The sequence below is a fragment of the Streptomyces cyaneochromogenes genome (assembly GCF_003963535.1).
GTDB classification, from domain to species: domain Bacteria; phylum Actinomycetota; class Actinomycetes; order Streptomycetales; family Streptomycetaceae; genus Streptomyces; species Streptomyces shaanxiensis.
Window position 1 is genome coordinate 5,217,386 of sequence record NZ_CP034539.1, and the last position, 15,090, is coordinate 5,232,475.

General features: G+C 71.0%; 8 protein-coding genes and 1 pseudogene. 5 read left to right on the forward strand and 4 right to left on the reverse strand.

The genetic code is table 11. The features are described 5' to 3' along the window. Nucleotides 1–5 precede the first annotated feature (5 nt). Nucleotides 6–740, reverse strand: a complete 735-nt coding sequence (locus EJ357_RS23695) for a TetR/AcrR family transcriptional regulator (RefSeq protein ID WP_126393571.1) — start codon at nucleotides 738–740, stop codon at nucleotides 6–8. Between the two features lie 134 nt (nucleotides 741–874). Here EJ357_RS23695 and EJ357_RS23700 point away from each other — a divergent pair, with 134 nt between their 5' ends. The 3 genes and pseudogenes from EJ357_RS23700 to EJ357_RS23710 form a co-directional block, all read left to right on the forward strand. After that, on the forward strand, nucleotides 875–2,386 hold the full coding sequence (locus tag EJ357_RS23700; RefSeq protein ID WP_126393572.1) for an MFS transporter: 1,512 nt from the start codon (nucleotides 875–877) through the stop codon (nucleotides 2,384–2,386). A 188-nt stretch (nucleotides 2,387–2,574) separates the two neighbouring features. After that, nucleotides 2,575–3,555: a pirin family protein gene (locus tag EJ357_RS23705; protein WP_126393573.1), complete on the forward strand. Its 981-nt coding sequence runs from the start codon at nucleotides 2,575–2,577 to the stop codon at nucleotides 3,553–3,555. A gap of 148 nt (nucleotides 3,556–3,703) precedes the next feature. Continuing rightward, nucleotides 3,704–4,786, forward strand: a pseudogene (locus EJ357_RS23710) (AI-2E family transporter); the annotation flags it as partial. On the opposite strand, the gene EJ357_RS23715 reads toward EJ357_RS23710, so the two are convergent. Continuing rightward, nucleotides 4,732–6,990, reverse strand: a complete 2,259-nt coding sequence (locus EJ357_RS23715) for an ATP-binding SpoIIE family protein phosphatase (RefSeq protein ID WP_175647489.1) — start codon at nucleotides 6,988–6,990, stop codon at nucleotides 4,732–4,734. The pseudogene EJ357_RS23710 and the gene EJ357_RS23715 sit on opposite strands and share 55 nt — an antisense overlap. A gap of 203 nt (nucleotides 6,991–7,193) precedes the next feature. Between EJ357_RS23715 and aspS the strand changes: the two genes are divergently transcribed. After that, nucleotides 7,194–8,957 (forward strand): aspartate--tRNA ligase, encoded by a 1,764-nt coding sequence (gene aspS, locus EJ357_RS23720; protein ID WP_126393575.1) that lies wholly within the window; start codon nucleotides 7,194–7,196, stop codon nucleotides 8,955–8,957. 125 nt (nucleotides 8,958–9,082) lie between these two features. Next, the gene (locus tag EJ357_RS23725) at nucleotides 9,083–10,060 is read left to right on the forward strand and encodes an intradiol ring-cleavage dioxygenase (RefSeq protein WP_126393576.1); all 978 of its coding nucleotides are present in this window, start codon (nucleotides 9,083–9,085) and stop codon (nucleotides 10,058–10,060) included. An 87-nt stretch (nucleotides 10,061–10,147) separates the two neighbouring features. On the opposite strand, the gene EJ357_RS23730 is transcribed toward EJ357_RS23725, so the two are convergent. Both EJ357_RS23730 and EJ357_RS23735 read right to left on the reverse strand, forming a co-directional pair. After that, a complete protein-coding gene (locus EJ357_RS23730) occupies nucleotides 10,148–11,587 on the reverse strand; it encodes an FG-GAP-like repeat-containing protein (RefSeq protein ID WP_126393577.1) in 1,440 nt (479 codons plus the stop codon). A 173-nt stretch (nucleotides 11,588–11,760) separates the two neighbouring features. Then, a complete protein-coding gene (locus EJ357_RS23735) occupies nucleotides 11,761–14,964 on the reverse strand; it encodes an FG-GAP repeat domain-containing protein (RefSeq protein WP_126393578.1) in 3,204 nt (1,067 codons plus the stop codon). Nucleotides 14,965–15,090 lie beyond the last annotated feature (126 nt).

The window sequence follows — 15,090 nt, forward strand, 5'->3', positions numbered from 1 at the left end:
ACCTGCTACTTCTCCAGCCGCAGCGCCAGTCCGTCCAGGACGATCTCCAGGGCCGCGGCGAACTTGCCGTCCCGCAGGGCCACAGGGTCGGCCGCGGCTGTTTCCACCCCCGCGTACCCCTGCGCCAGATGCTCGTGGTCGGCGACGGCCTGCTGGGCCGCCGGCAGCAGCCGTGCGATGAAGTCGGCCTCGGTCTCCCCGGAGCGGGCGACCGTGATCAGCCAGGCGCCCTCGGTGGTGCTCATCCCGATGACGTACGACAGGACGGCGTCGATCGCCCCGCTGGGGTCCGGGAACCCGGCGGCCGCGAACAGGGCGGCCAGGCGCTCCGAGTACGACATGAGGTTGGGGCCGAGGTAGGCGAGGCCCGCCTGGCCGAGGACCGAGGACAGCCACGGGTGCCGTAGGGCCGTCGTACGGAAGGAGTGCGCCGCCTCGCTGACGGCCGCGCGCCAGTCGGGGCTGTCCGCCGGCGGTACGTGGATCTCGGCGGCGACCTCGTCGACGGCGAGCTCCATCAGCTCGTCCTTGGTCGCCACGTGCCGGTAGAGAGAGGCCGCGCCGGCGTTGAGCCGGGTGGCCAGCTTGCGCATGCTCAGCGCCTCCACGCCCTCCGCGTCCAGCATGGCGATCGCCTCGCGCACGATCGTGGCGCGGCTGAGCGTGGGCTGGTCGGGCTCGCGCTGGGGGCGGGCCCAGACGGAGGGGATGGGGCTCTGCTTGGTCGACTTGGCGGCCATCGGGCTCCTTCGGGTCCGTGCGTACAACGTTCGCATCGAGCGTACAGGAATCGAGGGTTGCGAACACTGTTCCGCTGTGCGTACAGTGTTCGCACCGAAGGAACGGTGTTCACAAACCGGGAGGGGAAGCCGTCATGGACGTCAAGGGAACCCGCGATCCACGCCGCTGGTGGATTCTGATCGTGCTCTGCCTGAGCACGCTGGTGCTGGTCGTCGACAGCATGGCGCTGACCGTCGCGGTGCCGGTGATGACCGGGGAGATCGGGGCGAGCGCGCAGCAGACCCAGTGGATCCTGGACTCCTACATCCTGGTCTTCGCCGGCCTGCTGCTCACCTCCGGCAGCCTGGGCGACCGGTTCGGACGCCGCAAGGTGATGCTGATCGGGCTCCTGCTCTTCGGGGCGGCCTCACTGGCCGCGACCTGGTGCACGAACCCCGGCGAGGTGATCGCCGTACGTGTCGCGATGGGTGTCGGCGGGGCCCTGATCATGCCGTCCACCCTGTCGATCCTCATCACCGTCTTCGACGAGGACGAGCGCGGCAAGGCGATGGCGGCCTGGAGTTCGGTGTCCATGCTCGGTCTGGTCGGCAGCCCGGTGCTGGGCGGTGTCCTGATCGAGCACTTCTCCTGGCAGTCGATCTTCCTCATCAACGTGCCGATCGTGGCGCTCGCCGTCGTCGCCGGTCTCACGCTGATGCCGGAGTCCAGGGCGCCCTGGCAGAAGGCCGACCCGCTGGGCGCGGTGCTGTCGGCGGTCGGGATGACGGCCCTGGTCTGGTGGATCATCGAGCTCCCGCAGCACGGCGCGCTGGGCGGCCGCTCCACGATCACCCTGGTGGTGGCGCTCGCCTCCCTGGTCGGCTTCGTGGTCTGGGAGAACGTCACCAAGTCCCCGATGGTCCCGCTGGTCCTGTTCAAGCACCGCAACTTCAGCGGTGGTTCGCTCTCCCTGGCCCTGGTCCAGATCGGCAACGGCGGTCTGCTGCTGGTCCTCACCCAGCACCTGCAGTTCGTGCTCGGCTACTCGCCGATCAAGGCGGGCCTCGCCTTCCTGCCGCTGGCGATCACGGCCCTGATCGGCAACGGCGTGGGCGTCAAGCTCGCCGCGAAGTACGGCAACCGGTGGGTGATCCTCGCGGGGATGCTGGTGATGGTGGCCTGCTTCGCCCTGCTGGCCACGGTCTCGGCGGACTCCGGCTTCACCGTCCCGGCGGTGGCGCTCGGTCTCCTCGGCCTCGGCGCGGGCCTGGCGATGCCGGCCGCGGTCGGCGCGCTGATGGGCACCATCCCCGAGGACAAGGCGGGCGTCGGCTCCGCCCTGAACGACACCATCCAGCAGGCCGGCACGGCCCTCGGCATCGCGATCCTGGGTTCGCTGCTGTCGAGCGGCTTCGCGGACCGGATGCCCGAGGGTGTGCCGGACGAGGCCAGGCACTCGATCGCCGGGGCGGTCGCCGGCGGTGACGCCGGTCTGGTCGCGGCGGCCCGCGAGGCCTTCACCGCCTCGATGTCCACCACCTTCACGGTCAGCGCGATCGGTGTCGCGGCGGCGGCGCTGCTGGCGACCCTGGTGATGCGGGATGACCGGCGAGGGCCGAAGGACGCCGCTGAGACTCCTGAGCAGCGGCACGAACTGGTCGTCTGACCGCATCGCCCCGGCTCTTCCTGACACACTGAGCCGCCATCGAAGCACCGGATCCTCGTGACGAAGGCCGGCGCCCACCCCGGGTGTCGGCCTTCGGTCGTGCCCGGGAATGGCTGCCGTGCCATTTCCGTTAGGGGTGGCAGGAAGTTCAATGCTCAACTAAACTGGCCGCACAAGGAGGTACCGACATGCCTGCAGTGACCGTCGAGAACCCGCTGACGCTGCCCCGTGTCGCCGCGCCCGCGGAGGCCGTGGCCCGTCCCGTGCTCGCCGTCACGACCGCGCCGAGCGGTTTCGAGGGTGAGGGCTTCCCGGTGCGCCGTGCGTTCGCCGGGATCAACTACCGCTACCTGGACCCGTTCATCATGATGGACCAGATGGGCGAGGTGGACTACGCGCCGGGCGAGCCCAAGGGCACCCCCTGGCACCCGCACCGCGGCTTCGAGACCGTCACCTACATCATCGACGGGATCTTCGACCACCAGGACTCCAACGGCGGTGGCGGCACCATCACCAACGGCGACACCCAGTGGATGACGGCCGGTTCCGGCCTTCTGCACATCGAGGCGCCGCCGGAGTCGCTGGTCGTGTCCGGCGGTCTCTTCCACGGCCTGCAGCTGTGGGTGAACCTCCCGGCCAAGGACAAGATGATGGCGCCGCGCTACCAGGACATCCGCGGCGGCCACGTCCAGCTGCTCACCACCCCCGACGGCGGCGCGCTGCTGCGGGTCATCGCCGGTGAGCTGGACGGCCACCAGGGTCCCGGCATCACGCACACGCCGATCACGATGATCCACGCGACCCTCGCGCCGGGCGCGGAGATCACGCTGCCGTGGCGCGAGGACTTCAACGGCCTCGCGTACGTCCTCGCCGGCCGGGGCGCGGTGGGCGCCGAGCGCCGTCCGATCCAGCTCGGCCAGACCGCGGTCTTCGGCGACGGCGGCTCGCTGACGGTCCGCGCGGACGAGAAGCAGGACTCGAACGCGCCGGACCTGGAGGTCGTCCTCCTCGGCGGACAGCCGATCCGCGAGCCGATGGCCCACTACGGCCCCTTCGTGATGAACACGCGGGAAGAACTCCAGCAGGCCTTCGACGACTTCCAGAAGGGCCGGCTGGGGACGATCCCCGCCGTGCACGGAATGACAGGGAGCGGGCCCTCCGAGGCCTGACCCTCCGTCATACGGCGACCAGGCCCGAAGCCGCCACCTCGTGGTGCGGCTTCGGGCCTTTCGTCACCCGTCACCCACCGACGGGCCCATCACCCACCCGGTCCGCCCGCACACGACAACCCCGCCGCGCGCATGATCCGCTGGAAGCGTGCAGGCCCCCACCCCGCTGCTCCCCGACCCCGTCCGGCGGCTCGCCGCCTGGTGTGTCGTCGTGCTGCTGGTCGCCGGGGTCGTCTACGTCGGGATCCGGCTGGCCGTGGAGTTCCGTACGGCGGTCGTGCCCGTGCTGCTGGCGCTGCTCGGGGCGGCGCTGCTCGGGCCGTTGCACCGGCGGCTGGTGACGGCCAGGGTGAACCGGTCCGTCGCCGCCGGGCTCACCTGCGTCGCCGTCGTGGCCGTCGTCGGCGGGGCCGTGTACATCGTGGTCGCCGCGATCGTCGAGACCGGCGACCAGATCGTCGACTCGCTCAAGCAGGCGGGCCAGGACCTCGCCGACCACTTCGGGGCCGCCGGGACCTCGCTGGACGACCTCGCGTCCAACTCCAGGGAACTGCTCACCAAGTTCGGGGGGACGGCCGCCTCCGGTGTCATCAGCGGGGTGAGCGTCGTCGGCGAGACCATCGCCATCGCTGTGCTCGCGCTGCTGCTCGTCTTCTTCTTCCTCCGGGACTCCGACCGGGCCGCCGGAGCCCTGCGGGCCATCGTTCCGGGGCAGAACGGGGACGTCGTGGAGGCCATGGCCCGGCGCGCCTTCCAGGCGGTGGAGGGGTTCATGCGGGGGACCACCTTCATCGCCTTCATCGACGCCGTCTGCATCACCGTCGGGCTGTTCGTGCTCGACGTGCCGGGTGCCATCGGGCTCGGCGCGCTCGTCTTCGTCGGGGCCTACATCCCCTACCTCGGCGCCTTCATCTCGGGGGCCGTCGCCGTGCTGGTCGCGCTCGCCGACCGCGGGTTCGTCATCGCGCTGTGGGTGCTGGCCATCGTGCTCGCCGTGCAGATCCTGGAAGGGCACGTGCTGACGCCCATGATCCAGAGCCGGACCGTGCAGATGCACCCGGCCGTCGTCATGGTGACGATCACCGCGGGGGCCTCCGTGGCCGGCATCCTCGGCATGCTGCTCGCCGTACCGCTCACCGCCGCCGTCACCGGCGTCGTCCACGAACTGCGGGAGCTCTACGGAAGCTCGGAACCCCCCGAGCCGCCGGACTCCCCCGGGTCGCCCGACTCCCCCGGGTCACCGGAACCTCCCGAACCTCCCGAGCCGTCCCCGTCGCCGGCACCGTCCGCGCCCCCGGAGCCGTCGGGGCCCTTGGCCTCGTAGAGCTCGAACCACGTGCTCTTGCCCTCGCCCCGCGGATCCACGCCCCACGCCTCGGCGAGCAGCTCGATCAGCACCAACCCCCGCCCGGACGACGCCAGTTCTCCGGGGCTGCGCCGGTGCGGCAGGTCGTCGCTGGTGTCCGTGACCTCGACGCGCAGTCGGCGGCCGCCCGGCTCGCCCCGCACCTCGGCGAGGAGCAGGGCGTCCGCGTCGGTGTGGACGAGGACGTTGGTGAGCGTCTCGGACAGGAGCAGGACCGCCGAGTCGACCTGGTCCTCGCAGGCCCAGTCGTGCAGCAGCTCCCGCAGCTGCTGACGGGCCACCGCGACGCGCTCCGGCTCGGCCTGCGCGACCGACAGCATGGTGCGCCGGATCGTCGGCGGGGCGACGAGGGTGTCGCCGCAGCCGCACCCGTCCCCTTGGCGGCGCAGCAGCAGCACCGCTATGTCGTCCTCGCGCCGGTCGGCGAGCGGGCCGGTGGTGTGGTGGGAGGACGGGCCGTGGACGGCCTGGACGAGGCCGTCGGCGAGGGACTCCAGGTCGCCGTCGTGCTCCTCGAGGATCGTGCGGATGCGCTTCCAGCCGGTCTCCAGGTCGTGGCCGCCGGTCTCGATCAGGCCGTCCGTGCAGATCAGCATGGTCTCGCCGGGCTCCAGGGTGATCCGGGTCGTCGGGTAGTCGGCGTCCGGGTCGATGCCCAGGGGGAGGCCGCCGGCCGTCGGGCGGGCCAGCACCGTGCCGTCGCTCATCCGGATCGCCGGGTCCGGGTGGCCGGCGCGGGCGATGTCCAGCAGCCCGGTCGTGGGGTCGACCTCGACGTACAGGCAGGTCGCGAAGCGCAGCTCGGAGGGGTCCTCGTCAAGGGAGCCGAGGGAGCCGAACGTCATCCCGTGCAGGAACCGGGAGGCGCGGGAGAGCACGGCGTCGGGGCGGTGGCCCTCGGAGGCGTAGGCGCGCAGGGCGATCCGGAGCTGGCCCATCAGGCCCGCCGCCCGCACGTCATGGCCCTGGACGTCGCCGATGACCAGGGCGAAGCGGCCGCTCGGCAGCGGGATCATGTCGTACCAGTCGCCGCCGACCTGGAGTCCGCCGCCGGTCGGGACGTAGCGGGCGGCGACGCTCATGCCCGGTATCTCGGGGCCCAGCTGGGGCAGCATCGAGCGCTGCAGACCGTCCGTCAGCTCCCGCGCGGACTCGGTGGCCTCGGCGCGGGACAGGGCCTGGGCGAGCATCCGGGCGACCGTCGTCAGCACGGACCGCTCGTCGGGGGTGAAGGCGACCGGATAGGTGAACGCCGCCATCCAGGCGCCCATCGTGCGGCCGGCCACGGTCAGCGGCAGGAACGCCCAGGACTGGCGGTTGAAGTGCGCGGCGAGCGGCCAGGTGACCGGGTAGCGGTCCTTGTACCTCGCGGGCGAGGAGAGATAGACGGCACGGCCGGTGCGGACGACCTCGGCGGCCGGGTAGTCCGTGTCCAGGGCCATGTGTGTGAACGGGTCCTCGTCGCCGGGCTCATGGCCGTGATGGCCGATGATCGTCAGGCGGTCGCCCGTGACGCCGAACACCGCGAGCCCGTCGGGTGAGAAACCCGGCATCGACAGGCCGGCCGCGACCCGCAGCACCTCCGCCGTCGAGCGCGCCTCGGCCAGCGCACGGCCCGCGTCCAGCAGGAACGCCTCCCGTGAGCGCCGCCAGTCCCCGGTGACCGCCGTACGCCCCGCGGAGGTGCCCGGCACCGGTTCGGTGACCTCCTGGAGGGAGCCGGTGACCTCGTAGGACCGCTTCTCCATGTCGAAGGAGGCGTGGAAGCGGCTGCGGCCCACCCGGACGACCCGGCCCCGCTCGTCCATGATCCGCACCCGCACCTCGCCGAGCGTGCCCTCGGCGACGGCGAGCTGGATCACTCCGCTGATCTCGTTCCAGTCGACGGGATGCAGCCGGGCGCGCACCTGGGCCTGGCTGAGAGTGGCCTGTTCGGCGGGCAGCCCGAGCAGCCGTGCCGCCTCCGCGTCGACCGTGACCAGTCCTGTGGCGGTGTTCCAGTGCCACAGTCCGGTCGCGAGGGCGGCGAGAACCTCCCCCACGCTGGGCAGGGGCTCACCAGTGCGCATTGCCCCACTCTAAGAAGAGGTGATCGCACACTGCCACCGAAGCTGTACGGGGCATCTGGTCGGGAGGGGGCCGGGGGAGGGCGTATGGGCGCGCAGTAATGGTGGGGAGCCGATCTTGGGGTCCCCGGTAGGCTTGGGTGAGGTTTCACGGAAAGTTTCACGTGAAACAGGCCCCCCGATCCGCGAAGACTGGATGAACGACGATGCATCGGTACAGGTCCCACACCTGCGGCGAGCTCCGCTCCTCTGACGTCGGTACCGACGTCCGACTGAGTGGCTGGCTGCACAATCGGCGCGACCTGGGCGGCATCCTCTTCATCGATCTGCGCGACCACTACGGCATCACGCAGCTCGTCGCCCGCCCCGGCACGCCCGCGTACGAGGCCCTGGACAAGCTCTCCAAGGAGTCCACGGTCCGCATCGACGGCAAGGTCGTCTCCCGCGGCGCCGAGAACATCAACTCCGAGCTGCCCACCGGCGAGGTCGAGGTCGAGGTCGGCGAGGTCGAGCTGCTCGGCGCGGCCGCCCCGCTGCCGTTCACGATCAACACCGAGGACGGGGTCAACGAGGAGCGGCGCCTGGAGTACCGCTTCCTGGACCTGCGCCGCGAGCGCATGCACAAGAACATCCTGCTGCGTACGTCGGTCATCTCGGCGATCCGGCACAAGATGACGGCGCTGGGCTTCAACGAGATGGCGACGCCGATCCTGTCCGCGACCTCCCCCGAGGGCGCCCGTGACTTCGTCGTCCCCTCCCGCCTGAACCCGGGCAAGTTCTACGCCCTGCCGCAGGCGCCGCAGCAGTTCAAGCAGCTGCTGATGATCTCCGGCTTCGACCGCTACTTCCAGATCGCGCCCTGCTTCCGTGACGAGGACGCGCGCGCGGACCGCTCGCCGGGCGAGTTCTACCAGCTCGACGTCGAGATGAGCTTCGTCGAGCAGGAGGACGTCTTCCAGCCGATCGAGCAGCTCATGACCGAGCTGTTCGAGGAGTTCGGCGGCGGCCGCCACGTCACCTCCCCCTTCCCGCGGATCCCGTTCCGCGAGGCGATGCTGAAGTACGGCTCCGACAAGCCGGACCTGCGCGCCCAGCTGGAGCTCGTCGACATCACCGACGTGTTCGAAGGCTCGGAGTTCAAGGCGTTCGCCGGCAAGCACGTGCGCGCGCTGCCGGTGCCGGACGTCTCCGCCCAGCCCCGCAAGTTCTTCGACCAGCTCGGTGACTTCGCGGTCTCCCAGGGCGCGAAGGGCCTGGCCTGGGTCCGCGTCGCCGAGGACGGCTCGCTGACCGGCCCGATCGCCAAGTTCCTCACCGAGGAGAACGTCAAGGTCCTCACCGAGCGTCTCGGCCTGGAGGCCGGTCACGCCGTGTTCTTCGGCGCGGGCGAGTTCGACGAGGTCTCGAAGATCATGGGCGCGGTGCGGGTCGAGGCCGCCAAGCGCGCCGGGCACTTCGAGGAGGGCGTCTTCCGGTTCTGCTGGATCGTCGACTTCCCGATGTACGAGAAGGACGAGGACACCGGCGCGATCGACTTCTCGCACAACCCGTTCTCGATGCCGCAGGGCGGTCTGGAGGCCCTTCAGACCCAGGACCCGCTGGACATCCTGGGCTGGCAGTACGACATCGTCTGCAACGGCGTCGAGCTGTCCTCCGGCGCGATCCGGAACCACGAGCCGGAGATCATGCTGAAGGCCTTCGAGATCGCGGGCTACGACCGCGAGACCGTCGAGGAGAAGTTCGCCGGCATGCTGCGCGCCTTCCGCTTCGGCGCCCCGCCGCACGGCGGCATCGCGCCCGGCGTGGACCGCATCGTCATGCTCCTCGCCGACGAGCCGAACATCCGCGAGACCATCGCCTTCCCGCTCAACGGCAACGCCCAGGACCTGATGATGGGCGCGCCGACGGAGCTGGAGGAGGCGCGGCTGAAGGAGCTGCACCTGTCGGTGCGCAAGCCGCAGCCGAAGTAGGCGGCACGCAGCAAGAGGCTGAGAAGGGGCCCGGAACCGACACGGTTCCGGGCCCCTTCAGCTTCCACAGGTAGCCACAGCCCACACCCACGTTGCTTACAGCCCTCTTACCTAGCGTTCCGGGCATGACGGGAAACCAGACGGCCGAAGGGCCGAAACACAAGCGGGACCTCACGCGTCGCAAGGTCGTCGTCGCCGGTGCGGGAGCCGCCGCGGCGGTGGGTGTGGGCGGCACGGTCGCGGCGGGCGCGTTCGCGGGTGAGTCCGGAGCGAAGGGTGCCAAGGCGTCGCCGAGCAGCAGCTCCAGTGCCGGTGAGACGTGCTACAAGCTCACCTCGGAGACCACCGAGGGTCCCTACTACATCGACGCCGACAAGCTCCGCCAGGACATCACCGAGGACAAGGAGGGCATCCCGCTCACCCTCCGCATCAAGGTGATCGACGCCGAGACCTGCAAGCCGGTCTCCAACGCGGCGGTGGATGTCTGGCACTGCGACGCGCTCGGCCTGTACTCGGGCTACGAGAGCTTCTCGGGCGGCGGCGGGGGCGGCACGCCGCCCACGGACGCCCCCTCGGGCACCCCCACCGACGTGCCGTCCGGCACCCCGACCGGTGAGCCCCCGTCCGGCGGCGGCGGTGGCGGCGGGCACGAGGAGCCCACCAGTGACACCCGCTATCTGCGCGGCACCTGGAAGACGGACCGCAAGGGCTTCGTCACCTTCAGGACCATCTTCCCGGGCTGGTACCAGGGCCGCTGCGTCCACATCCACACCAAGGTGCATGTGAGCGGCGAGTGGACGGACGCCGGTTACGAGGGCGGCAACACCTGCCACACCGGCCAGTTCTTCTTCGACGAGGAGACGGTCCTGCTCTCCGCCGAGGTGGAGCCGTACTCGACGTCCACGACCGAGCGCACCACGCTCGACGAGGACACGATCTACGACCAGAGCGGCACGACCGGCGGTCTGCTGAAGCTGAAGTACCAGAAGAACGACATCGCCAAGGGCGTCCTCGCGACCATCACGGTCGGCGTCGACCCGGAGGCGACGAACACCGGCACGGACGACTCGGTCCAGCCGGGAGCGTCGGCCTCGGCGAGCTGACCAGCCCAGAGGGCTCGGGGCGGGTGTGTGCGGACACATCCGCCCCGAGCTCACATGCGATGGCCGAGGGGGCCGGCGCGCAGCCCGCTAGATGACCCAGAGCAGCCCGTTGCCGCCGAGGAGCGTGCCGTTCTGCTGGGTTAGGTTGACGGAGAACGCGTTGAACACGCGGCTGCCCTTGGCGATCGGCCCCGACGCGGCGCCGGGGAACACCCAGACCGTACCGGTGAAGTTGTTCTCGCCGGACGCGCCGACGAACAGCTCGGGCCTGCCGTCCCCGTCGACGTCCCCGGCGGAGACGGTCGTACCGAAGAAGTCGTCGAGTTCGTTGCCGCCGCCGACGCCCGCCGTGAACTGGTTGAACGCATACGAGCCCGTGCCGGGCGCGCCCGTCTTCCGGCCCGGGATCACCGTCACCTCGCCGGAGCGGTTCTTGCCGGCGACGCCCTCGTAGGGGGTGCCGACGACGATGTCGTCGACGCCGTCCCGGTCGAGGTCGGCGACGGCGACGGAGGCGCCGAAGGCGTCGTTCTTCTCGCTGGTGCCGGGGACGCCGGGGGTGTTCTGGGTGAGGACGACGGGCTGGACGTCGTTGTTGATCCCGTTCGACCCGGCGTAGTAGACGATCACCCGGCCCCCGAGCGCGCCTTCCCTGCTGGCCGGCGCCGTGGGCTCCTCGGGGTCGCCGACCACGACGTCGTCGCGGCCGTCGCCGTTGACGTCACCGGTGGCGACGACGCGGCCGTCGCCCTGCGCCATCTCGTTCAGCTTCATGGGCGGGATGTACACGTCGTGGGCGGTGGCGGCGGCCTCGTCGGGCTTGCCGTCGCCGTTGAAGTCGCCGAGTCCGAAGCTGGTGAACGCCGTGGTCTCCATCTCCGAGGTGATCCACCGGGACCCGGACGTGCCGGTGCGGCTGAACGGTCCCTCGAAGTGCGCGGCCCCGAGCTTGCGGCCCGCGGCCACCACCTCGGTCCCCTCACCCGGGCCGAGGCCGATCGCGGCGAGGTCGCTGCCGTAGGCCGCCCCCTCCGCCCACCCCGCGCCCGGCATGAAGGGAATCGGCAGCTCGGTGGCGCTCGCGAGACCGGCCTTGCTGCCCCACAGCACGGTGAGCAGCCCCGTGTCCTTGCCCCGGGCGGTGTCCTCGTACGGCGCCGACACCACCAGGTCGGCATAGCCGTCCCGGTTCAGGTCGGCCGTGGCGGTGGCGCCGCCGAAGCGGTCGTAGGCCTCGGGGGAGCTGGGTACCCCGGTCGAGTTCTGCGTGAAGGTCTTGCGCCGCGTCGGCGACAGACCGGCCGACGAGCCGTACAGCACGACGACCGCCCCCGCGGCCTCCTGGCCCGCCACGTCGGCGCCCGGCGCGGGCAGGACGGCGTCCCCGTAGCCGTCGCCGTTGAAGTCACCCGGCACCGCGCCGTCCACGGCACCGGCCGGGGCCGCCGAGAGCAGCGTCGCGCTCAGCAGCGCGGAGAGCAGAACGGCGGCGCTTCGCCAACCGCCCTTGCGTATACGTCTTTTCATGGTCGTACGGGTCATGCACGTCATACGTGTCATGCGCGGCGTGTGCGTCATGTGCGTCCCCTCAACCCCAGGCGCACCTTTTGTGCGCCGACGTCACGCGCGGGATGGTAAAGGCGCCCGGTGACCAGCAGTCAACGGGCGCCTTAAGGGAGTGGGTGGCCGCAACTCACCCGCTACGAAAGGGACTTGTAGCCGCTCCACCCGCTCGCGATCTTCACCCGCGACCCGAACGACCCCTTGCCGTCCCCACTGTTGCGCCACGCGTTGCCGCTGGTGTCGCGGGAGACCAGGTCCGGTCGGCCGTCGTCGGTGATGTCGCCGATGCCGACCACGGCGTTGTACGAGCCGCCCCAGTCGGCGAAGACCTTCACGCGGGCGGCGAAGGTGCCGTCGCCCTTGCCGTCGTAGCGCCAGAGGGTGTTCGCCGTGTCCTGGGCGAGGAGGTCGGGCCGGCCGTCGCCGGTGATGTCGCCGACGCCGACGATCTTCTTGTAGCCCTTCCAGTTGTCGTAGAGCTTGACGCGGGAGGCGAGCTTGCCGTCGCTCGTGCCTTTGTAGAGGTAGACCGCTCCGGTGGACGAGTTCCTCGCGATCAGGTCCGGGCGTCCGTCCCCGCTCACGTCGCCGGGCGAGGTGAGCGCGTTGTACTGCGTCCAGCCGCTGGTCGCGAGGGTCGTGTACGACGTCGACGGCTTGACCGTCGCGCCGCAGCCCGGCTTGTACAGGCGCAGGGCGCCGCTGCTGTAGCGGATCAGGACGTCGTTGCAGCGGTCGCCGCTCAGGTCGCCGAAGGGGACGGCCGTGATGGTGGTGGGCCAGCCGGTGCCCGTCGTCTTCTCACCGAGCTTGCCCGTGCCGGTGCCCGCGTGGAAGGTGAGGCCGCCGGAGGAGTTGAGGGTGACCAGGTCGCCCCGGCCGTCCGGGCCGTCGGGGCTGTCGAAGTCGTGGCGCACGGGGGCTCCGCGTCCGACGTAGGCCTTGCCGGTGGTCACCGCGACGGGCGCGGAGGTGCCGAGGCCGGTCGCCTTGAGGGCCCAGGTCGACCAGCCGTTGGGGAAGTAGCTCCCGCTCGCCGTCCTGCCGTTCCAGTTCGCCGACACCCACGCCGAGGACGCGCCGCCGGTAAGGGTGCGGGTGGCCTTTCCGTTCGCGCCGCTCTGGACCGAGGTGAAGGTCAAGGACCAGGAGGTGACCGGGCGGGACACCAGCCAGTGGCCGTTGAACGGCACCGCCGGGTCCACGAAGTTGTCCACCTCCGAGTCGAAGGCCGTCACCGCGGACGGGGCGACGCCGGTGGTGGCGACGTGCGTCTGCTCGCGCGCGTCGAACCAGGCGACCAGGCCCGTGTACTCGTCGACCGTCCAGCGGAAACGGCGGTCCACGGCGAGCCCGCTGTCGGGCAGACCGGAGGCGATCACACGGGAGGAGCCGGTGGCCGCCTCGGTCAGGACCAGCCGGTCGGCGTCGTGGTCGTGGCGGACGGTGAAGCCGTCGCCGAGGAGCACGTCACCCGGGGTGACGGCCACGGACGTACGCGCTTTGGTGTCGTACACACCGGCCGAGCCCGTCCCGCACGCCCAGTACACCCAGCGGCCCGCCGCCTGCAGCTCGCTCGGCACACAGCCGAGGCCGGGGACGGTCACCGTGGCGAGGGTCTTGTCGGTGACGAGGCTGTACGAGGTGAGCTGCCCGGCGGTGGCGGTGGCGCTCCACAGGGTCGAGCCGTTCAGGGCGGCGGCACGCACGGAGCGCTTCAGCTTCTGGCCCTGGCCGAACTCGCCGACGTACTGCATCGGGGCGGAGCCGCCGGAGTCGTAGACGGCGTAGTCGTCGGAGACATCGACGATCGAGCCGCCCTCGGTGTGGAACTCCAGCGGGACGTAGCCGATGTTGACCAGCCGGTCCGCGTTCTCCAGACCGCTGCCGCCCTCGTCGCTGTCGTAGTACGTGTCGAGGTAGACGTCCCTGGCGTCGGTGCCGTCGAAGTTGCCCCACAGGGCCGAGCACGCGGTGTTCGCGTACGGGCACTTCGGGCTGACCGGCGAGGACTCCGTGATCGCGGACGCCGTCAGCTCGGTGCCGCCGTTCGTGGTGAGCGTGCGCAGGGACGTGGTGTCGCTGTTGGCGTTACTGGGGTTGTCCTCCACGACGCGCAGACTGCCGCGGCTGAGGGCGATGCCGGTCTTCTTGTTCTCGTACGGCGCGATCTTGGTCAGCCTCTTCACCTGCGGGGCGCCGTCGGATCCGAGGCTCACGCGCTGCACCCACCAGTCGGCCGTGGTGGTGCCGCCGGTGACGAGGGCGCCGCCGTCGGGGGTGGCCAGCGGGACGCCGTACGAGGCGGTCAGCAGGGTCTTCGTGGTGCCGTCGGTCAGGGAGACGGCCTTGAGGGGGCCGTTGGTGAAGACCGCCCAGTCGCCGACGAGGACGGGGACGGGGTCGGGGGAGGCGTTGTTCTCCGTGCCGGCCACCGGGACCGTCTCCTCGGCCGTGAGATCGGCCCGCGGCTTGAGGTGCAGACCGGCGGCCTCGGTGTACCAGCCGACCCGGTCCGCGGTCAGGACCAGGTCCGGGATGGTGTCCGCGCCCGTGAAGACCGGCGTGAACTGGGCGGTGGCGAAGTCCAGATAGCCGACGGTGTACGTCGTCGCGGAGCCGCTCCCGTCGGAGACCGGGTAGGAGAGCAGCGCGCCGTCCTTGTCGCCGGTGCGCGGGGACGAGCCGAAGCCACCCGACCAGTCCGCGTCGGCCGGCCAGCCGGTGACCGCGCGGTCGCGCTGCTCGCCGTCGACGATGTCGGTGAGTTCCAGCCAGGTGCCGTCCACGCCGTGACCGTCGGTGACGGCGTCACGGTCGGCCGACACGAGGGTGGTGCCGTAGGTACCGGCGTAGTCTCTGCCGTTCAGGTCGACGGTCGTCAGCCCGTTCCCGCCGGGCGTCCACAGCGAGATCGGATAGTCGGAGTAGTAGTGGGGCAGCGCCACGGTGTCGGCGCCCTGGCCGAACGTGCCGGACCGACAGGGCTGGGAGATCTCGTAGCAGTTCCGGCTGTTGGTGGGTTCATAGACCCCGCTCGGGCCTTGGACGGTGACGGTGCTGCCGTCGTCGTAGTCCGTCCACAGCAGCCCGGGGACCGAGGCCTGCCGGTGCAGGAAGCCGGTATCGCCCGCGGCGAGCAGCTGCTCTGTGCGCCGGGTTTCGGTGCGCGGGTCGTCCAGGACGATCTCGGTCGTCCCGGCCGCCGCGGTGGCGGCCTGCGCGGCCCCGCCGCCGTCCTCGGATCCGGCGAACAAGGTGATGGAGCCGGCCGCCACGGCGACCGCGAGCGCGGAGACGAGAGCGGCTCGACCGCCCCGTCTCAGGGCGTGTCTGCCCACGTGAGGTTCCCTCCCCAACGAGGGCCCCCGCCCTCGCACAAGTGGCCGGATCCTATCCCAGGGCCCGGTCAACCCGGCACCGGAGGCGGATCGTTGCTTCATCCCCGCGCGGGTGACGGAGGGCGA

Coding starts and splice junctions, on each gene's coding strand:
- EJ357_RS23715 (WP_175647489.1), bottom strand. CDS start 6,990: ATGCGCACTGGTGAGCCCCTGCCCAGCGTGGGGGAGGTTCTCGCCGCC.
- EJ357_RS23730 (WP_126393577.1), bottom strand. CDS start 11,587: ATGAAAAGACGTATACGCAAGGGCGGTTGGCGAAGCGCCGCCGTTCTG.
- EJ357_RS23705 (WP_126393573.1), top strand. CDS start 2,575: ATGCCTGCAGTGACCGTCGAGAACCCGCTGACGCTGCCCCGTGTCGCC.
- EJ357_RS23725 (WP_126393576.1), top strand. CDS start 9,083: ATGACGGGAAACCAGACGGCCGAAGGGCCGAAACACAAGCGGGACCTC.
- EJ357_RS23700 (WP_126393572.1), top strand. CDS start 875: ATGGACGTCAAGGGAACCCGCGATCCACGCCGCTGGTGGATTCTGATC.
- aspS (WP_126393575.1), top strand. CDS start 7,194: ATGCATCGGTACAGGTCCCACACCTGCGGCGAGCTCCGCTCCTCTGAC.
- EJ357_RS23695 (WP_126393571.1), bottom strand. CDS start 740: ATGGCCGCCAAGTCGACCAAGCAGAGCCCCATCCCCTCCGTCTGGGCC.